This is a genomic window from Nocardiopsis sp. Huas11, from assembly GCF_003634495.1.
GTDB lineage: Bacteria > Actinomycetota > Actinomycetes > Streptosporangiales > Streptosporangiaceae > Nocardiopsis.
In genome coordinates, this window is the sequence record NZ_RBKY01000001.1 from 132,927 (window position 1) to 151,765 (window position 18,839).

Here is an 18,839-nt window from a genome sequence, read left to right on the forward strand (position 1 = left end):
AACCAATCAGAACACTAGGCCGTGTTTTTCTGAAGGCTTTCGGGTGAGCTCGCGGTCGTCAGGTCGTCTCTCGCAAGACGATGTGCGAAGTTCAGCCTGGTTGTGCTTCACGAGCACAAGGGCGCAGCGAGAGGCGGTCCTGGCGGCCGCGAGCCCGGAATGCTTCAAAAAACACGGCCTAGAGCCCCTGGCCGTGCACAGTCCCCGGCGTGCCCGAGCCGTCGGTCACCTGGGGCAGGCCGGTCACACTGTGGTCGAGCCACTCGTCCCAGGAACGCTGGTAGAAGCCCCACCCGTTGTCCCACTCCAGTTCCCGGTCGGTCCCGGTGGTCTCCAGGACGTCGCCCATCAGCGCCTGGTCGTGGTACCAGCGGGCGTCGGACACCGACATGTTGGTGCACCCGTTGGAGGCGTCGGCCACCCCGAGGTTGCCCTCGTTCCACGGCGCGGCGTGGGTGAACTCGCCGCTGTTGGAGGTGCGCACGGCCCAGTCCACGTCCAGGCGGTAGTAGCCCGGGGAGCCCTGGGGGATGCCGACGGTGGCGGAGTCCATCACCAGCCGGGAGTACTTCTCCATCAGCACGTGGACCCCGGAGGTGGTGGTGTTGAAGCGCCGGTGCGCCTTGCCGTTGCTCACGGGGATCGTGCGCACGGTCTCGCCGTCGATCGCCACCGACATCTCGTGGTCGGGCACGTGCATCGTGGAGATCATCTCCCGCCCGATCTCGAACTCCAGCCGGTGGTCCTCGGCGCCGTACACGCCCTCCGCCGCCCGCACACCGGTCAGGCGCAGGTCCACGGTGACCTCCTGGTAGGGCTCCCAGTACTCGCGCGGGCGGAACACGGCCGTGTCGTCGGCGACCCAGTTCCAGGCGCCCTCCACAGGGTGCTCGGAGGTGACCTCGATGGAGTTCTCCACCTGCTCCTTGTGCTCCACGGGCGTGTCGAAGTCGACGATGACGGGCATGCCCACACCCACGACGTCCCCGGTCCGGGGGAAGTTGGACTCCACCCCCAGGACCGCGCCCTCGCCCAGCGGCGCGGTCGTGAACTCCGACCGGAACTCCCGCTGGCGTCCCGAGGCCCCTTCGGCGGCGGCGTAGACGCTCACGGCCGTGCCGGGCACGAGGTTCCAGTCGCTGGTCCAGGTGGTGCCGTCCTCGGACAGCGTGCCGGTGACCGGGAGCGTCTCCACCTCCTCCCCCGCCCGCACCTGCTCGATGGTGACGTCGGCCAGTGATCCCTCGGCCACGGAGACGCGGACCGGGGCGTCGGGGGGCACGTCGGCCGCCCCGGGAGCGGGGCTGACGGTGACCTGGGGCCCCGCCTGTCCCTCGTCGGGTTCGGGGCCGTCCCCGTTCCCGGTGATCCCGCAACCGGTCGACGCGAGCAGGACGGCGGCCCCCGCCGCCGTCACCCGGGTCGCCGCGGGTCTGTCGGCTCGTCCCTTCACGCCCAGCACCTCCAGCATCCGCTGTGGATAGGCCGCGACCGGCGCAAATCACACCAAGTCACGAATCAGTCACACAAAAAGATACCCCGGTGACCAGGTGGGTTCCGTGTAGCGAAACCCCCGGTCACCGGGGTGGATACCGCGTCGCCGTCCGATCGGAGGGCGATGTGCGCCGTTAGTGCTGGAATTCCTTGCGGTAGTACTCGAACACCCAGCCGATGGCGGTGAGGATGACGGCGAAGCCGCCGATCAGCACCATCCACCAGCCGATCGCCACACCGACGGCGGTGAACGCCACGGCCAGCGCGACGAACATCGGCCACCAGCTGTGCGGGCTGAAGAAGCCGTACTCACCGGAGTTCTCGGCGATCTCGCCGTCCAGCCGCTCCTCCGCGGGAAGCCCGTGGAAGTGCTCGCTGCGGCGGGCCGCCTGCCAGAGCCAGAACCCGATCATCCAGCCGAAGCCGATGGAGACCACCAGGGCGGTGGCGCCCGTCCACTCGATCTGACCGGTGTCCTGGATGGACCAGTAGATGTACAGAGCGGCGGCAAGACCGAAGAAGGTCGAGATGCCCATGAACAGATAGGCCTGCATCTTCATGGCGTGCTCACCCTAGTTCCTCTCGGGATCGGTACCGCTCGGGACCGCGGCGTGCGGGTGGTTCAGGTCGAACGTGGGGCGCTCGGACCGGATCCGCGGCAGCGACGTGAAGTTGTGCCGCGGCGGCGGGCAGGACGTCGCCCACTCCAGCGAGTTGCCGTAGCCCCACGGGTCGTCGACGGTCACCTTCGGCGCGTGCTTCGCCGTGATGTACATGTTCCAGAAGAACAGCAGCGTCGAGGCGCCGAGCACGAAGGAGGAGACCGAGGAGATCTGGTTCAGCTCGGTGAAGCCGTCACCGGGCAGGTAGTCGGCGTAGCGGCGGGGGAAGCCCATCGCGCCGAGCCAGTGCTGGACCAGGAAGGTGCCGTGGAAGCCGAAGAACAGAAGCCAGAAGTGCACCTTGCCCAGCTTCTCGTTGAGCATCTTGCCGGTGAACTTGGGCCACCAGTAGTAGAAGCCCGCGAACATCGCGAACACCACGGTGCCGAACACCACGTAGTGGAAGTGCGCCACCACGAAGTAGGAGTCGGTGACGTGGAAGTCGATCGGAGGGGAGGCCAGCAGCACACCGGTGAGGCCGCCGAAGAGGAAGGTGGCCAGGAAGCCGATGACGAACAGCATCGGCGTCTCGAACGAGAGCTGGCCGCGCCACATCGTCCCGATCCAGTTGAAGAACTTCACACCGGTCGGCACGGCGATGAGGAAGCTCATGAATGAGAAGAACGGCAGCAGCACGGCCCCGGTCGGGAACATGTGGTGCGCCCACACGGTCACCGACAGGCCGGTGATCGCGATGGTCGCCGCCACCAGGCTCTTGTAGCCGAAGATCGGCTTGCGGCTGAACACCGGCAGGATCTCCGTCGCGATACCGAAGAACGGCAGCGCGATGATGTAGACCTCCGGATGCCCGAAGAACCAGAACAGGTGTTGCCAGAGGATGGCACCGCCGTGTTCGGCGTTGAAGACCTGGGTGCCCACCATGCGGTCGGCGCCCAGGGCGATCAGGGCCGCGGTCAGCACCGGGAAGGCGATGAGCACCAGGACACTGGTGAGCATCGTGTTCCAGGTGAAGATCGACATGCGGAACATCGTCATGCCGGGCGCGCGCATGCACAGCCCGGTGGTGATGAAGTTGACCGCACCGAGGATCGTGCCCAGACCGGACACGGCCAGGCCCAGGATCCACAGGTCGCCGCCCAGGCCCGGCGAGCGGACCGCGTCGGACAGCGGGGTGTAGGCGAACCACCCGAAGCTGGCGGCGCCGCCCGGGGTCAGGAACCCCGCCACGACGATGAGGCTGCCGAACAGGTACAGGTAGTACCCGAACAGGTTGATCCTGGGGAAGGCGACGTCGGGGGCGCCGATGTGCAGCGGCATGATGATGTTCGAGAACCCGACGAAGAGCGGGGTCGCGAACATCAGCAGCATGATGGTGCCGTGCATGGTGAACATCTGGTTGAACTGCTCGTTGGACATGACCTGCATGCCCGGGAAGAACAGCTCGGCGCGCATGAGCAGCGCCAGGATTCCACCGAAGAGGAAGAAACCGAAAGAGGTGATCAGGTACATGTACCCGATGACCTTGTGGTCGGTCGACGTCAGCCAGTTGACGATGATCGACCCTTTGTCCGACGCCTGAGCGTCGCTACGGGGTTCTGTTGCCGTCGTGGTCATTTACTCGTCATTCTCCTCGGCGTCGTCGGCTCCGACGCCAGCGCCCTCGGCATCGGAGCCTTCGGCTCCCGTGCCCTCGGACATCTCGGGGTCGTCGGCCGTCTCGGCCGCTTCGACCTGCTCGGCCTCGGCCGCGGCCTCCTGTTCGTCGGCCCACGCCTCGTACTCGTCCTGCGGCAGGACCTCGACGTTGAACAGCATGCGGGTGTGGTCGACACCGCACAGCTCGGCGCAGCGCCCGACGTACTCGCCCGCGGTGCCCTCGTTGAGCTGCACCTGGAACGCGTTGTCACGGCCGGGGACGACGTCCATCTTGAACCCGAAGGACGGGACCCAGAAGGAGTGGATGACGTCCGGCGAGTGGAGGTCGAAGTGGACCACCGCGTTCTCCGGCAGGACGAGCGTGGGCTGCGTCGACGGGTCGGCGGTGCCGTCGGGGTTGGGGGTGCCCACCTCGGTGAAGAGCGTCTCGCCGCCCTCCTCCTTGGTGTCGTCGAGGTAGTTGAACTGCCAGGCCCATTGGAAGGCCACGACCTCGACGTGGACGTCGGCGGGCTCCTCGGTGTCGAGGAGGTACGCCTGGTCGCGCGCGGTGAAGTAGAACAGCACCGAGACGATGACGATCGGCAGCACGGTGTAGAGCGCTTCGATGGGCAGGTTGTACCGCACCTGGGGCGGCAGCTGCTCAGAGCGCTTGCGGTGGAAGATGATCGTCCAGATCATCAGTCCCCACACGAGAATGCCGACCGCGAACGCCGCCACCCAGGAACCCTGCCAGAGCGAGAGAACACGCTCGGCCTGCTCGGTGATCGGCTCCGGCATGCCCAAACGAGTGAGATCGTTCGACGCGCAGCCGGTCGCGGCCAGCCCCAGCACGGCGAGCGCGGCGCCGCGTGGTGCCCATCGGCGCGTGTTGGAACGCCGATTTTCTTGGCGGGTCGGACTCACGGATTGCCTTCCCAGCGGTGAAGCCCGTGGATCCTCCACGGGCGGCCTAAGTATCCAAAGCTTGTCAGGGGGAAACATTATCGCGAACCGCCCAGCGTCCCGTTCATGGGCTTGCCTGGTCAGCGTGTTGCTGACCCAGCCCCTGTTCGGCCCGCGGCGGTGCGCGGAGCCGGGCCCGTCGCCCCGCGGAGGCGGGACCTCCCGGCTGGCTACGTGGCGCGGCCCGGCGTACCCCCCGGGCCCCCGGCCGTGGGCCGTGTCGAACTCCGCCTGCGGCTGAGGAGACACGGTTCGCGGCGCGAGGCCATTGCGAGCGTATCGCTGGGTTTACGACGCCCTTAACCGGGTTCGCCTTAAGGGAAGGCGAGGGTCAAGATTGGGCTACGGCGACGACGACACAGGGGGTGCGCATGCCTGAGCACGCGTCCGGCCGGCCTCTGGTGACGGTGGAGGCGGTGGGCCGCAAGTGCCCCCTGCCGATCATCATGCTGTCCCAGCGGCTGCACGAGGTGCCCATCGGGGGGATCATCGCGGTCACCGCGGACGATCCCGCGGCACGAGCGGACATTCCGGCGTGGTGCCGGATGAAGATGCACGAGTTCCTGGCGGAGGAGCCACTGGTGCGGGGTAGCGCTTTTCACATTCGCCGGAAGTACTGACCGGTCCGGGTACGGCGGGGCTCCGCGCCCATTCCCGCCCGGTTTCGGTTCCGGTTCCGTTGCCATAACGATTCGGCCAGGGCCGATACCACGGCGGTGCAAGGGCTCCGACGTGTGGTCCCGGACACGGCGAAGGCCGTACGGACGGGGTCCGTACGGCCTTCACGTGTCGGTGCTCCACAGGGAGACCGCGCGGGTCCTAGCGAGCGTAGAACTCGACGACGAGCTGCTCGTCGAAGGGCACGGGGATCTGCTCGCGCTTGGGGCGGTCGGTGACCGCGATGCGCAGGTCCTTGTGGCTGACGGCGAGGAAGCCGGCGATCTTGTCGTCGGCGTGCACGCCCTCGGCGGCCTCGACGAACGGGACCATGTTGCGGGACTTCTCCCGCACGCTGATGATCTGGCCCGGCTTGACCTGGTACGACGGGATGTCGACCTTCTTGCCGTCCACGGTGATGTGGCCGTGGTTGATGAACTGGCGCGCGGCGTAGATCGAGGCGGCCAGACCGGCCCGCAGCACGACCGTGGCCAGACGCAGCTCCAGCTCGGCGAGCATCTCCTCACCGGTACGGCCGGAACGCTTCTTGGCGTTCTCGTAGATGCGCAGCAGCTGCTTCTCGGTCAGGTCGTAGTACCAGCGGACCTTCTGCTTCTCCGACTGACGGACGGCGAAGTCGCTGCTGTTGCGACGGACGCGGCGGCCGTGCTCGCCGGGCGGGTACGGACGCTTCTCGAAGTAGCTGACCGCCTTACGGGTCAGCGGGGTGCCGGCGCGCCGGGACAACCGCACCTTCGGTCCGGTGTAGCGCATGCAATGTCCTTTCAGGGTCAATCAGGGAATCCCAGGTAAGGCTGGCCTAGATCTGGGAGGCGCTCGCGGCGCCCGAGTCCCCGCGCGCGCGAGGCGCGTGCGCAGGAACGGGTTCCCCACCGTCGCGGCGACCCGGCGCGGACGGCTTGGGCTAGGAAGACCGGCACGCGTTTCAGCGCACCGGCCGGCACGGGGCACCCGTGCTGGTCGGCCGGGGCCGACCCTTCGGGGCGCGGCCCGGTGGAATCCACCGGGTCGTGCGGGTCGCGGCTTACTACTCTACGGGTTCGCCGGGACCGCCCGGACCAGGAACGCCCGGCCCGGGCGGGTGCGCGCTCACAGGAAGGGGCGGACCTCGGCGGCGGCCTCGGCGCCGTAGGAGCGCTCCAGGCGCTCCAACAGGCCCTCGGCGGTGAGCCGGTACTCCTGCGGCCCGTCGACCTCCAGGCAGTGCACGGCGGTGGCGTTGCCGACCTGGGCCGCGCGCTCCAGGGACAGGCCCCAGGCGTGGGCGGCCAGGAAGCCCGCCCGGAAGGCGTCGCCCATGCCGGTGGGGTCGACGAGGTCGCCGACCTGGGCGGCGGGCACGTGCACGGACGGCTCGCCCTCCCGGTCGATGCGGGCGCCCTTGGCGCCCAGGGTGGTCACGCGGGTCCCGACCAGCGCGAGGATCTCGGCGTCGCTCCAGCCGGTCTTCTGCTCGGCCAGAGCCTTCTCGTACTCGTTGCTGAACAGGAAGGCCGCTCCCTCGATGAGGGTGCGCACGGCCTCGCCGTCCATCCGGGCGAGCTGCTGCGAGGGGTCGGCGGCGAACGGGATGGCCCGGGTGCGGCACTCCTGGCTGTGGCGGACCATCGCGTCGGGGTCGTCCGCGCCGATCAGGACCAGGTCGAGCCCGCCGAGGCGATCGGCGATCGGCTTGAGCTCGATGTTGCGGGCCTCGGCCATGGCGCCGGCGTAGAAGGACGCGATCTGGTTCTGGTCGCGGTCGGTGGTGCAGATGAAGCGCGCGGTGTGGCGCAGCTCGGAGATGTAGACCGAGGCGGTGTCGACGCCGTGGCGGTCGAGCCAGGCCCGGTAGTCCGCGAAGTCGGCGCCGGCCGCGCCCACCAGGACCGGGGAGAGACCGAAGGCGCCCAGCCCGAAGCAGATGTTGGCGGCGACGCCGCCGCGGCGCACGTCCAGCTCGTCGATGAGGAAGGAGAGGGACAACTGCTGGATCTGGTCCGGGATGATCTGTTCCGCGAACCGACCCTCGAAGGACATGAGGTGGTCGGTGGCGATGGATCCGGCAACCGCGATACGCACGGGACGTGGGCTCCTTGGTCGGGAGTTGTCGGTCGAGGACGACCGGACGGCGGTCGGGCGGTACTCGACCCCCGACATGACCGCCCCAGCGTACCCAGTACACCGCGCCGCCGGTCCTGCGGAGGACGACGAAGGGGAGGGCGGACGGATCCACCCTCCCCGAGCCCCGCGGACCCCTGGGCCGTGTCTTTGAAGCATTCCGGGCTCGCGGCCGCCAGGACCGCCTCTCGCTGCGCCTCTGTGCTCGTGCAGCACCACCAGGCTGAACTTCGCACATCGTCGTGCGCGAGACGACCTGACGACCGCGAGCTCACCCGAAAGCCTTCAGAAGAACACGGCCTAGTTGAAGGAGTCGCCGCAGGCGCAGGAGCCGGTGGCGTTGGGGTTGTCGATCGTGAAGCCCTGCTTCTCGATGGTGTCGACGAAGTCGACGGTGGCGCCGACCAGGTAGGGGGCGCTCATCCTGTCGGTGACGACCTCGACACCGCCGAAGTCCGTGACGACGTCGCCGTCCAGGTCGCGCTCGTCGAAGTAGAGCTGGTAGCGCAGACCCGAGCAACCACCCGGCTGAACGGCCACCCGAAGACGCAGGTCGTCGCGGCCCTCCTGCTCCAGAAGCGCCCTGACCTTGCCGGACGCCTCGTCGGTGAGGTTGATCCCCTCGGTGGTCTCGCTCTGAACCGTCATGTTGTCAAGCTCCTCTTGAGAGGGGTTGCGGCCGCCTGGCGACCCCCGGTCGCGTAGTGGACCGTCCCGCGGGTGGCGGTGCGGTCCTCCTCGAATCAACGCCCGGACTTCGTGCGACATTCCGCCGCGCGGCCGCCGTGTTCTCCCTGTGTCCGCGGCCCCGGGTGCGATGGAGCCGACGGAGCACCCGTGTGCTGGTGTCCCACCAGGGTAGTGTCGACTGCTCCACGATGCCATGCCCCGGCGGCCCCTGTGCACGTCGCGCCGGTCAGGGCGGGGTGTCGAGCCCGGGTGCGCCGTAGACGGGGAACCAGCGCGAGCGGTCCTTCTCCATCGGCAGGTCGTCCCCGATCGCCGCCTCCACCTGGAGTTCCAGGGCGTTGTCGCGCCGCTGCCCCCCGGCCGGGGCGAACGGGTAGAAGGTGCCGCGCTTGTAGAGGTACACGAGCCCGACGGAACGCCCCCCGCCGTCGGAGAAGCCGAGCAGGGAGCACAGCAGGGAGGGGCCGTAGCCGTTGGCCTCCAGTGTCGAGTTGACCGCGTGCAGGTCGGTGACCAGGCCCGACACGTCGGGGTCGCTGACCTCGCCCTCAGCCGCCGGGGCCTCGTGCGAACGCACGACCAGCCACGAGTAGCCGTAGTCGTCGGTGACCTGCCCCACCGGCGGCCCGTCGTCGGCGTCCAGCAGGGCGGTCACGTCCCGTTGCAGGTCGCTGAAGGCCGCTCCCTCGGCCGCCCGGAAGGCCACCGAGCCCGTACCGGTGGGCCGCAGGCCCACCGAGGCCCGCAGGGTCAGCGCGGCGGAGGGGAGCGCGAACAGGGCGTCCAGGTCGGGTTTGACCGGTTCGGACCGGCCCAGCAGGGCTCGCCAGAAACTCATCGGTGTTGCCTCGTTCCCAGGTCGGCGGTGGCGTGGCGGTCAGCTGCCCTGACCGAGTTGGCGGGAGATGTCGGAGAGCTGTGCCAGGCGCTGGTCCACCGGCGGGTGGGTGGCGATCAGCTGACTGACGCTGAAGCCCTTGCGGGAGGAGGCGGGAGCGAAGAAGAAGGCGTTGAACGGCTCCGCCTGGCGCAGGTCCCGGGTGGGGATGCGCGCCATGTCCCCGGTGATCTTGCTCAGGGCGCTGCCCAGCGTGGAGGGACGGCCGGTCAGGTAGGCGGCGGCGCGGTCGGCCGACAGTTCCCGGTAGCGGGACAGGGCGCGGATGAGCAGGAAGCTCAGGGCCCAGGCGATGGCGCTGACCAGCACGACCAGCAGCGCGATGACGGCGGGCGCCGGTCCTCCGTTGTTGCTGCGGCCGCCGGCGGCGCCGCTGAAGGCGGCGAAGCGCAGCCCGGCCTGGGTGAGGAAGCCGGCCACGATGCCGAGGAATCCGGCGATGGTCATCACCATCACGTCGCGGTGGGCGATGTGGGAGAGCTCATGCGCCAGGACCGCCTCCAGCTCCGGGCCGTCCAGGCGACGCATCAGGCCGGTCGTCACGCAGATGACCGCGGACTTCTCGCTGTGGCCGGTGGCGAAGGCGTTGGGCACGTCGGAGTCGGCGATGCCGACCCTGGGCTTGGACATGTCCGCCATCGCGCACAGGCGGTCGACCAGGGCGTGCAGATCGGGCGCCTGTTCGGGCGAGACCTCGCGGGCGCCCATGGAGAACATGGCGATCTTGTCGGAGGCGAAGTAGGAGAAGAGGGCGAAGGCCCCCACGATGACCATGACGAGCCAGATGTTCAGGCCCGCCAGGACCAGCCCCACGATGAAGGCGACGTAGACCAGCGCCAGCAGCACCATGGTCATCACCATCCGGGCGGTGAGGCCGCTGTCCGGTCGGAACTTCGAACCCGCCATTGCCGACTCCTCTGCGATGAGTGATTCGGAGTCTAGTTCCACCAGGTGAGAGAAGGGTTAAGGCCGCGCTCTCGGCGCGCTCACGTGCGCGCGGCGGGGCCGCGGCCGGCCCCGCGGACGAGGAAGCCGCGGCCGCCGTGACGTGGTCACGGCGGCCGCGGCACCAAAGTACGCACGCGGACCGCGGGCGCGGTTCCGTTCGGCCGTGGCGCGGCCTGCGGTCCTGCCCCGCGCGGTCGCAGCCGGACCCGCCTGGACGGTGGTGGCGGGTTCGGTCGCTAGCCCGGGATCAGCCCGTCGTCCTGCAGCATCTCCCGCACCTCGGCCATGCTGGCCTCGGCGTGCGGAAGGATGAAGTCCGACGGCTCCAGGGCGTCGTCCGGCAGCGGGCTGCCGTCCGCGCGGACCCGTTCGAGCAGCCTGTGCAGGGCCTCGCGGAACGTCTCCTCGTTGGCCGAGTCGAGCGCCGCCTCCAAGGCCGAGTCGTACTCGTTGAGCACGCCCAGGTCGGCGTCGGTCAGGTCCAGCTGGCCCTCACCCAAGATGCGGACGATCATGCGCCCTCCCGGTTCCCCGTGCTGCCGGCGCCGTTACCGCCCTCGATCTGGGGGGTGGCGGAACCGCTGCCGCCGCCGAGCTCCATCTTCATGCGCTCGAGCTCGGCCTCGACTCCGGTCGTGCTGGCCATGCGGTCCAGCTCGCCCTGGATGTCGTCCTTGGCGGTGCCGGTGACGTCGTCGAGCGCGCCGGAGGCGAGCAGTTCGTCGACGGCGCCCGCGCGGGCCTGCATCTCGGCGGTCTTGTCCTCCGCGCGCTGCACGGCCATGCCGACATCGCCCATCTCCTCGGAGATGCCGGAGAACGCCTCGGAGATCTGCGTCTGGGCCTGGGCCGCGGTGTAGGTCGCCTTGATCGTCTCCTTGCGGGTACGGAAGGCGTCCACCTTGGCCTGCAGGCGCTGCGCGGCCGTGGTGAGCTTCTGCTCCTCGTTCTGGAGGTTGGCGTGCTGCTCCCGCAGCCCCTCGATCTGGGTGGCCAGACCGGACCGGCGGGTGAGGGCCTCGCGGGCGAGGTCCTCACGTCCCTGGGTCAGGGCCGCGCGGCCCTGGTTCTCCAGCTTGCCGGACTGCTGTTCGAGCTGCTGGATCTGCAGCTCGACGCGCTTGCGCGAAGTCGCCACATCCGCCACCCCACGGCGGACCTTCTGTAGGAGTTCGAGTTGTTTCTGGTACGAGTAGTCGAGGGTCTCCCTGGGGTCCTCGACAGAGTCCAGTGCCTTGTTGGCCTTGGACTTGAAGATCATCGAAAGTCGCTGAAACACGCTCATCGGCGTGGCCGTCCCCTTCTCGCTGCGTACATCGGCTGTTCCCAGCGGGCGCTTCGCCCAACCCTACGCGCTCTGGCCCACGGTCGCCATAAAGCTGTGACCGGCTACCCTGAGGGTGTGTTCCGACGTCGCTCCGCTTCCGCAGCCACGGATTCGAGTTCTACCGAATCCGCCAGCCCTGAGGCCACTGAGGCCACCCAACCTAAGGGATATACCCCCAAGAAGGGTGTCCCGACCCCAAAGCGCAAGGAATCCGGTAAGGACCTGCGCCGGCCCGTCCAAGCTCCACAGACCCGCAAGGAGGCGTACCGGGCCTACCGGGAACGCCTCGACCGCCAGAAGGGTCAGCCCGTCCGGCGCTCCGGCGTCCCCCAGGGCGAGGAGCGCTACTTCCGAGAGCAGGACCTCGGCAAGCCCCGTGCCTACGCACGGAACTACGTCGACTCCCGGCGCAGTGCCAGTGAGTTCTTCCTGCCCTTCTCCATCCTCATCATCGCGCTCCTGTTCGTGAACAACCCCGTCTTCCAGGTCGGGGTGGCCTACGTCGCGTGGCCACTGATGATGGTGACCCTCGTCGCCGAGGGCATCTTCACCGCGCGCAAGGTCAAGCGCACGGCCGCCTCCCTCTTCCCCGACGACCCCAAGATCGCCGGCGTGGGCATGTACGCGGCCATGCGCCAGCTGCAGTTCCGCCGCCTGCGCCTGCCCAAGCCGTCGGTGAAGGTCGGAGACGACCCCACCGCCGACCTGCGCTGACCCGCCCGTCACCGTTCCGCCTACTCGATATCCCCATACCGATCACGTGAGCAGGGCCGGTGTTCGCACCGGCCCTTCACCGTGTCCGCGGTGAAAGCGCTTGCCGAGCACAGGGGCCGCTGTGGTCACGGCCGCCGCCGCTCAATAGAGTGCTCGCATGGAATTTCGGCATCTAGGCAACAGCGGTCTCATCATCAGCGAGATCGCCTACGGGAACTGGATCACCCACGGCTCCCAGGTCGAGGAGGACACCGCCACCGCGTGTGTCCGTGCGGCGCTGGACGCGGGCATCACCACGTTCGACACCGCCGACGTCTACGCCCAGGGCAAGGCGGAGGAGGTGCTCGGCCGCGCGCTCAAGGGCGAGCGCCGCGACGGGCTGGAGATCTTCTCGAAGGTCTACTGGCCCATGGGCGAGGGCAAGAACGACAAGGGCCTCTCGCGCAAACACATCCTGCGCGGCGTCGAGGACTCGCTGCGCCGGCTGGGCACGGACTACCTGGACCTGTACCAGGCCCACCGGTTCGACTACACGACCCCGCTGGAAGAGACCATGCGGGCCTTCGAGGACCTGGTCCGCCAGGGCAAGGCCCTCTACATCGGTGTCTCGGAGTGGCGCGCGGAGGAGATCGAGCGCGCGCTCAAGATCGCCGACGAGATGGGCTTCGACCGCATCGTCTCCAGCCAGCCGCAGTACAACATGCTCTGGCGCGTCATCGAGTCCGAGGTCGTGCCGGTCTGCGAGCGCGAGGGCATCGGCCAGGTCGTGTGGTCGCCCATCGCCGGCGGTGTGCTCACCGGCAAGTACCGGCCGGGCCAGGAGGCTCCCGCCGGGTCGCGCGCCAGCGACCCCAAGAGCAAGCACTTCATCGCCGACAAGGCCGAGGACCAGGCCCTGCTGGAGCGGGTGCAGCAGCTGGAGCCGCTGGCCGCCGAGGCCGGGCTGACCATGCCCCAGCTGGCCGTGGCCTGGGTCCTGCAGAACCCGAACGTGTCCGCGGCCATCATCGGCGCGTCCCGTCCGGAGCAGGTCCAGGACAACGTCCAGGCGGCCGGTGTGAAGCTCGACGCCGCGCTGATGACCAGGATCGACGAGATCCTCGGTGACAGCGTCAAGCGGGACCCGGCCCTGACCAAGAGCCCGGAGAACATCCGCGACCGCTAGGTAGCGCGGACCAGGCGTCCGAGGGCCCCGGCGTCCTCGGACGCCGGGGCCCTCGTGCGCCTGGGGGTACCAGGGCACCGGGGGCAGGCGGCCCCCGGCCCGGTCTCAGCCGGTCGGTTCCAGGGACATGGTGTAGGTCTCCTCGCCGTCCTCCGCGAGCACGACACGGACCACGCCGCCCTCGGCGAGCTCCTGCCAGTTCTCCCCCATCCAGCTCTCGGCGTCGCCACGCGAGGTGAACGACTCCGCGGGGAGCTCCTCCTCCGCCTTGTGCGCGCCGTCCGCGTCGAGATACCGCCAGGTCCACGCCATTGTTCGACCGCCCTTCGTCACGGGGTTCACAGTGCGGGCCACCGTGTTCCTGGGCCGAGCTTAACCAAGGCGTGGTCCGGCATGCGGTTTACTCGATCGGGTGCGTATCCGATTCCTGGGGACCGCGGGGCACGCGGGCTGGCCCGCCCCGCAGTGCAGCTGTGCGTCCTGTAACAGAGCACTCTCCGAACGCCGCCTTCCGCTGCGCGTGACGGTCGACGACCGCTTCCGTATCCGCGAGGGGGCGGTGGTCGGGCCGATCCCGGCGGCCTACTCGGTCACCGAGACCGCGGACGGCGTGCTGGTGGTGGGCCCCGACGGGGGCCGGTTGCTCTACGCGCGCTCCTCCCCCGGCCCACAGCCCGCTCCGCCCCCGGTGGAGGCCGGGCCGGGCGGCGGATCGGCCTATGCCTCCTCTCCCCCCGACCAGCAGGTCGACATGGTGATCGTTGACGCCGCCCGGCGCCCCGAGGTGATCGGCGAGCTGCGGCGCTCCGGCGTGGTCGGGGTGACCACCGCGGTGGTCGCGGTCGGCGGCGACCACCGGATCCGCTCCCCCCAGGAGTTCGCCCGGCGCGCGCGCCTGTGGGGCGCCCTGGCGCCCAGCGACGGCGCGGAGATGTCGTGTCCTCCCTCCGTGTGGCCGGAGTCGCGCCCGCACGGGCCCCACCGCACCCTGATCACCGGCGGCGCCCGCTCGGGCAAGTCCACCGAGGCGGAGCTGCGTCTGCTCGCCGAACCGCGCGTGGTCTACGCCGCGACCGGCCCGGTGCCCGACCCCGCACAGGACCCGGAGTGGGCGCGGCGGGTGGAGCAGCACCGCGACCGGCGCCCCGCGTGGTGGCGCACGGAGCAGACCGTGGAGCTGGCCGACCTGCTCAAGCGCACCCGCGGCGCGGTCCTCGTGGACTGCCTGGGCACCTGGCTGGCGGCGGTGATGGACGAGAACGGCATGTGGGACGACACCCCGGCCGAGGACGCCGAGGACAGGGTGGAGAGCCGCATCCACGAACTGTTGGAGGCCTGGCGCACCACGCAGGCCTACGTCGTGGCGGTCACCAACGAGGTGGGCTCGGGCGTGGTCCCGGCCACCCGCGCGGGACGGGTCTTCCGCGACCACCTGGGCCTGCTGAACCAGTGGGTGGGGGCCGAGTCGGAGGAGGTCGTCCTGGCCGCGGCCGGGCGCGTGACGGAGCTGCCGTGACCGCGGCGGCCCGGTTCGCGGCGGCCCGGGCCGGCCTGCGGATGGCGGTGGGCACCTTCACTGTCGTCCCCGTGCGCGTGGAGGGGGTCGACCGCACCACGGCCGGTTGGGCGATGTCCTGGGCCCCGGTCCTCGGCGCGTGCGTGGGCGCGGTCACCGGCGCGGTGACGGTGGCCGGGACGTGGCTGGGGCTGTCCGGAGCCCTGGCGGCGGTACTGGGCGTGGGGGCGGCGGCGCTGCTGACCCGTGGCCTGCACCTGGACGGGCTGGCCGACCTGGCCGACGGCCTGGGCAGCGGCCGCCCCGCCGAGGGCGCCCTGGAGGTGATGCGCCGCTCCGACATCGGACCGTTCGGTGTGCTCACCCTGGTGCTGGTCCTGGTCGCGCAGGTCCTGGCGCTCGGGGGGTTGGCCGAGGTCTCGCCCTGGGCGGCGGCCGCCGCCGCGGTGGTCGCCGGGGCCGGCGGGCGCCTGGCGGTCACGCTGGCCTGCACCGCGCGGGTCCCGTCCGCCCGGCCGGACGGCCTGGGCGCGTTCGTCGCGGGCACGGTGCGCGCACCGCTGGCCGCGGCGGCGTGCGCGGTGACGGCGCTGCTCTGTCTGGTGGGCCTGCCCCACGGGGCGGGGTTCGCCGCGCTCTGCGCGGGCGCGGTCGTGTGCGGCCTTGCGGCGGCGGCACTGCTGCTGCGCCGCGCGCTGCGCCGGCTCGGCGGGATCACCGGCGACGTGCTGGGCGCGCTGGCGGAGTCGGCGGGGACGTCGGTCCTGGTCGTGGCGGCCGCGGGCGCGTCCTGGCTCTGATGCGGCGGCGCGGGTGACCAGTGTCGCCATGATCACATTTTTTCACACCAGGTTTCACCGGGCCTTCGCCCGGGGAACCGCGGGCCGCCACGCCGACGCCGTGCGAGACCCCCCACCGGCGACCAGAGCCACCCTCCCCGCACGCGCGGGTCCCGGCCGCCCCGGGGGGCGCTCCACCCCCACGCGCGGCGCGGCAGCGCCCTGGCAGCGCGGGGCGCCGCGTCGCCGATCGGCACGTGGGGCGACTAGCATCGGGGGCGTGAGCACGTCGTTGTCAGTACATACGGAGTCCCCCAGTTCGCTCGACGCCGACGCGGTCGTCGTCGGTTACCACTCCGGAGGCGACGCTCCGGAGCCTGCGTCGGGCGCACATGACGTCGATGCCGCCTTCTCCGGCGGCCTCGCCTCGACCCTGTCGCTCCTGGGAGCGAGCGGCGCCCCTGAGGAGGTGCACACCCTTGCCTCCCTCGGAGCCGTGAAGGCCCCGGTCGTCGTCGCGGTCGGACTCGGCCCGGCGCCCGCCGACGGTCCCGTCGACCCCGACACCCTGTCCCGCGCCGCGGGCGCCGCGCTGCGCTCGCTGTCCGCCCGCCCCGAGGGCGCGGGCCGCGTCGCACTCGCCCTGCCCGCCCAGACCGCGGCCGAGGTCGAAGCCGTCGCACTCGGCGCCCGCCTGGGCGCCTACGCCTTCGACCGCTACCGCACCGGTGAGAAGGCCGAGCGCAAGGCGGAGAAGGCCGCCACGGCGACCCTGACCGTCATCAGCCCGGCCGCGGACGCCGAGGCCGCCGTCGAGCGCGCCGGCGTCCTGGCCGACGCGGTCGGCCTGACCCGCGACCTCGTCAACACCGCCCCGGCGGACCTGGTCCCCGAGGACCTGGCCTCCGCGGCACAGGAGGTCGCCCAGCGCACCGGCCTGGCGATCGAGGTCCTGGACGAGCAGGCACTGACCGAGGGCGGCTACGGCGGCCTGACCGGTGTCGGCCAGGGGTCGGCGAACCCGCCGCGCCTGGTCCGTCTGGCCCACTCCCACCCCGAGGCGAGCCGTACCGTCGCCTTCGTCGGCAAGGGCATCACGTTCGACTCCGGCGGCCTGTCCCTCAAGCCCGCGGGCGGGATGGACTGGATGAAGTCCGACATGGCCGGCGCGGCCTCCGTGCTCGCCGCCATGGGCGCCATCGCCGAGCTGGGTGTGAAGGTCAACGTCGTCGCCTACCTGGCGGTGGCCGAGAACATGCCCAGCGGCACCGCCCAGCGCCCCTCCGACGTGCTGAGCATCTACGGCGGCAAGACCGTCGAGGTCCTCAACACCGACGCCGAGGGACGCCTGGTCATGGCCGACGCCCTGGTGCGCGCGCAGGAGGACGACCCTGACCTGGTCGTGGACATCGCCACGCTGACGGGCGCCCAGCTCGTCGCGCTCGGCACCCGCGTGTTCGCGGTCATGTCCAACGACGACGGCGTGCGCGAGGACATCGTGGCCGCCGCCGGCGCCGCGGGCGAGGCCGCCTGGCCGATGCCGCTGCCCGGCGAGCTGCGCGCGGGTCTGGACTCCGCGGTGGCCGACATCGCCAACGTGGCCGGTGAGCGCTGGGGCGGCATGCTCTCCGCGGGCGTGTTCCTCAACGAGTTCATCGCCGAGGGCGTCAAGTGGGCGCACCTCGACATCGCGGGCCCGTCCTTCAACCAGGGCGGACCGTACGGCTACACCTCCAAGGGCGGCACCGGCGCGGGCACCCGCACCCTGGTCCGCATCGCGGAGGAGTACGCGAAGTAGTTCCCGCGGCCTGGGCGGCGCTCCTGTGAGCCGGAGGCGCCGCCCCTGCCCGGTCACCCCCCTGCATTCCCACCAGCCACCACAACTAGGAGTTCGTTCCCGTGAGTGAGAACGGCGGCACCTTCGACCTCGTCGTCCTTGGCGGCGGCAGCGGCGGCTACGCGGCGGCACTGCGCGCCGCGGAGCTGCACAAGAGCGTCGTACTGATCGAGAAGGACAAGCTCGGCGGCACCTGCCTGCACCGCGGCTGCATCCCCACCAAGGCCCTCCTGCACTCGGCCGAGGTCGCCGACACCGCCAAGGAGAGCGAGAACTTCGGCGTCAAGGCCACGTTCGAGGGCATCGACATCCAGGCGGTGCACTCGTACAAGGACAAGGTCGTCAACGGCCTGTTCAAGGGTCTGACGGGTCTGGTCAAGTCCCGCAAGATCACCGTCGTCGAGGGTGAGGGCAAGCTCACCGGGACCGACGAGGTCACGGTCGGCGACACGGTCTACAAGGGCCGCAACATCCTGCTCGCCACCGGTTCCCAGCCCAAGACCCTGGGCCTGGACATCGACGGCGAGAAGGTCATGACCAGCGACCAGGCCCTGGGCCTGGACCGCGTCCCCGAGTCCGTCATCGTCCTGGGCGGCGGCGTCATCGGCGTGGAGTTCGCCAGCGTGTGGCGCTCCTACGGCGCCGACGTCACCATCGTCGAGGCCCTCCCCCACCTGGTCCCTGTGGAGGAGGAGTCCAGCTCCAAGCTCCTGGAGCGGGCCTTCCGCAAGCGCAAGATCAAGTACGAGCTCGGCACGCCCTTCGAGTCGGTCAAGACCACCGACGCGGGCGTGACCGTCACCCTCAAGGGCGGCAAGACCCTGGAGGCCGAGGTGCTGCTGGTCGCCATCGGCCGCGGACCGGTCTCGGAGGGCCTGGGCTACGAGGAGCAGGGCATCACCCTGGACCGCGGCTTCGTCCAGGTGGACGAGAACCTGCACACCGGCGTGGGCAACGTCTACGCGGTGGGCGACCTCATCCCGACCCTGCAGTTGGCCCACGTCGGCTTCGCCGAGGGCATCTTCGTCGCCGAGCACATCGCCGGGCAGAACCCGCCCGCGATCGACTACGACGGCGTCCCGCGCGTCACGTACTGCGAGCCCGAGGTCGCGTCGGTGGGTCTGACCACGAAGGCGGCCAAGGAGCGCGGCCACGACGTCGTGGAGATGAACTACAACCTGGCGGGCAACGGCAAGAGCCAGATCCTGCAGACCTCGGGGGCCGTCAAGGTCATCGCGGAGAAGGACGGCCCGGTCCTGGGCGTCCACATGGTCGGCAGCCGGGTCGGCGAGCTCATCGCCGAGGGCCAGCTGATCTACAACTGGGAGGCCCTGCCCTCGGAGGTCGCCCAGCTGATCCACCCGCACCCGAGCCAGTCCGAGGCACTGGGCGAGGCGCACCTGGCGCTGGCGGGCAAGCCGCTGCACGTCCACGACTGACCGCACCACCCGGGGGCGGGCCGAACGGCC

The 18,839-nt window shown here is 70.3% G+C and carries 19 protein-coding genes; 7 read left to right on the forward strand and 12 right to left on the reverse strand.

Features of this window, described 5'->3' with window-relative positions; genetic code table 11:
* Positions 1–178: 178 nt before the first annotated feature.
* From DFP74_RS00560 to coxB, 4 genes are all read right to left on the reverse strand, one after another.
* Complete coding sequence (locus tag DFP74_RS00560; protein ID WP_121179901.1) at positions 179–1,471, reverse strand: Ig-like domain-containing protein; 1,293 nt, start codon at positions 1,469–1,471, stop codon at positions 179–181.
* A gap of 157 nt (positions 1,472–1,628) precedes the next feature.
* Positions 1,629–2,054, reverse strand: coding sequence for a cytochrome c oxidase subunit 4 (locus DFP74_RS00565; RefSeq protein WP_121179902.1), 426 nt, complete (start codon positions 2,052–2,054; stop codon positions 1,629–1,631).
* Between the two features lie 12 nt (positions 2,055–2,066).
* Complete coding sequence (ctaD, locus tag DFP74_RS00570; protein ID WP_121179903.1) at positions 2,067–3,731, reverse strand: cytochrome c oxidase subunit I; 1,665 nt, start codon at positions 3,729–3,731, stop codon at positions 2,067–2,069.
* On the reverse strand, positions 3,732–4,553 hold the full coding sequence (gene coxB, locus DFP74_RS00575) for a cytochrome c oxidase subunit II (RefSeq protein WP_121179904.1): 822 nt from the start codon (positions 4,551–4,553) through the stop codon (positions 3,732–3,734).
* A 536-nt stretch (positions 4,554–5,089) separates the two neighbouring features.
* Between coxB and DFP74_RS00580 the strand changes: the two genes are divergently transcribed.
* Complete coding sequence (locus DFP74_RS00580; RefSeq protein ID WP_121187938.1) at positions 5,090–5,338, forward strand: sulfurtransferase TusA family protein; 249 nt, start codon at positions 5,090–5,092, stop codon at positions 5,336–5,338.
* A 199-nt stretch (positions 5,339–5,537) separates the two neighbouring features.
* Here the strand turns inward: DFP74_RS00580 and rpsD are convergent, their stop codons facing one another.
* The 7 genes from rpsD to DFP74_RS00615 all read right to left on the reverse strand — a co-directional run bounded on the left by rpsD (position 5,538) and on the right by DFP74_RS00615 (position 11,317).
* Positions 5,538–6,149, reverse strand: coding sequence for a 30S ribosomal protein S4 (gene rpsD, locus DFP74_RS00585; RefSeq protein ID WP_121179905.1), 612 nt, complete (start codon positions 6,147–6,149; stop codon positions 5,538–5,540).
* A 336-nt stretch (positions 6,150–6,485) separates the two neighbouring features.
* Complete coding sequence (locus tag DFP74_RS00590; RefSeq protein WP_121179906.1) at positions 6,486–7,457, reverse strand: carbohydrate kinase family protein; 972 nt, start codon at positions 7,455–7,457, stop codon at positions 6,486–6,488.
* Positions 7,458–7,796: 339 nt separating this feature from the next.
* Positions 7,797–8,144 carry an iron-sulfur cluster assembly accessory protein gene (locus DFP74_RS00595; protein WP_121179907.1) on the reverse strand — a complete coding sequence of 116 codons (348 nt, stop codon included), beginning with the start codon at positions 8,142–8,144 and terminating at the stop codon, positions 7,797–7,799.
* A 268-nt stretch (positions 8,145–8,412) separates the two neighbouring features.
* Positions 8,413–9,024: a hypothetical protein gene (locus tag DFP74_RS00600; RefSeq protein WP_121179908.1), complete on the reverse strand. Its 612-nt coding sequence runs from the start codon at positions 9,022–9,024 to the stop codon at positions 8,413–8,415.
* A gap of 39 nt (positions 9,025–9,063) precedes the next feature.
* Positions 9,064–9,990 carry a zinc metalloprotease HtpX gene (htpX, locus tag DFP74_RS00605; RefSeq protein ID WP_121179909.1) on the reverse strand — a complete coding sequence of 309 codons (927 nt, stop codon included), beginning with the start codon at positions 9,988–9,990 and terminating at the stop codon, positions 9,064–9,066.
* Between the two features lie 278 nt (positions 9,991–10,268).
* Positions 10,269–10,547, reverse strand: a complete 279-nt coding sequence (locus DFP74_RS00610; protein ID WP_121179910.1) for a hypothetical protein — start codon at positions 10,545–10,547, stop codon at positions 10,269–10,271.
* Entirely contained in the window at positions 10,544–11,317 is a 774-nt protein-coding gene (locus tag DFP74_RS00615) for a PspA/IM30 family protein (protein WP_121179911.1), read from the reverse strand. The genes DFP74_RS00610 and DFP74_RS00615 overlap by 4 nt, the downstream gene beginning before the upstream one ends.
* A 117-nt stretch (positions 11,318–11,434) precedes the next feature.
* Between DFP74_RS00615 and DFP74_RS00620 the strand changes: the two genes are divergently transcribed.
* Positions 11,435–12,073, forward strand: a complete 639-nt coding sequence (locus DFP74_RS00620; protein ID WP_233570744.1) for a DUF3043 domain-containing protein — start codon at positions 11,435–11,437, stop codon at positions 12,071–12,073.
* A 157-nt stretch (positions 12,074–12,230) separates the two neighbouring features.
* On the forward strand, positions 12,231–13,238 hold the full coding sequence (locus tag DFP74_RS00625) for an aldo/keto reductase family protein (RefSeq protein WP_199725431.1): 1,008 nt from the start codon (positions 12,231–12,233) through the stop codon (positions 13,236–13,238).
* A gap of 105 nt (positions 13,239–13,343) precedes the next feature.
* Here the strand turns inward: DFP74_RS00625 and DFP74_RS00630 are convergent, their stop codons facing one another.
* The gene (locus tag DFP74_RS00630) at positions 13,344–13,550 is read right to left on the reverse strand and encodes a hypothetical protein (protein ID WP_121179913.1); all 207 of its coding nucleotides are present in this window, start codon (positions 13,548–13,550) and stop codon (positions 13,344–13,346) included.
* A gap of 208 nt (positions 13,551–13,758) precedes the next feature.
* On the opposite strand from DFP74_RS00630, the gene DFP74_RS00635 reads away from it, so the two are divergent.
* The 4 genes from DFP74_RS00635 to lpdA all read left to right on the forward strand — a co-directional run bounded on the left by DFP74_RS00635 (position 13,759) and on the right by lpdA (position 18,809).
* On the forward strand, positions 13,759–14,754 hold the full coding sequence (locus tag DFP74_RS00635; protein ID WP_121179914.1) for a bifunctional adenosylcobinamide kinase/adenosylcobinamide-phosphate guanylyltransferase: 996 nt from the start codon (positions 13,759–13,761) through the stop codon (positions 14,752–14,754).
* A gap of 41 nt (positions 14,755–14,795) precedes the next feature.
* Positions 14,796–15,554, forward strand: a complete 759-nt coding sequence (locus DFP74_RS00640) for an adenosylcobinamide-GDP ribazoletransferase (RefSeq protein WP_121187940.1) — start codon at positions 14,796–14,798, stop codon at positions 15,552–15,554.
* A 259-nt stretch (positions 15,555–15,813) separates the two neighbouring features.
* Positions 15,814–17,331: a leucyl aminopeptidase gene (locus tag DFP74_RS00645; RefSeq protein WP_121179915.1), complete on the forward strand. Its 1,518-nt coding sequence runs from the start codon at positions 15,814–15,816 to the stop codon at positions 17,329–17,331.
* A gap of 101 nt (positions 17,332–17,432) precedes the next feature.
* Complete coding sequence (lpdA, locus tag DFP74_RS00650) at positions 17,433–18,809, forward strand: dihydrolipoyl dehydrogenase (protein WP_121179916.1); 1,377 nt, start codon at positions 17,433–17,435, stop codon at positions 18,807–18,809.
* The last annotated feature ends 30 nt before the right edge of the window (positions 18,810–18,839 follow it).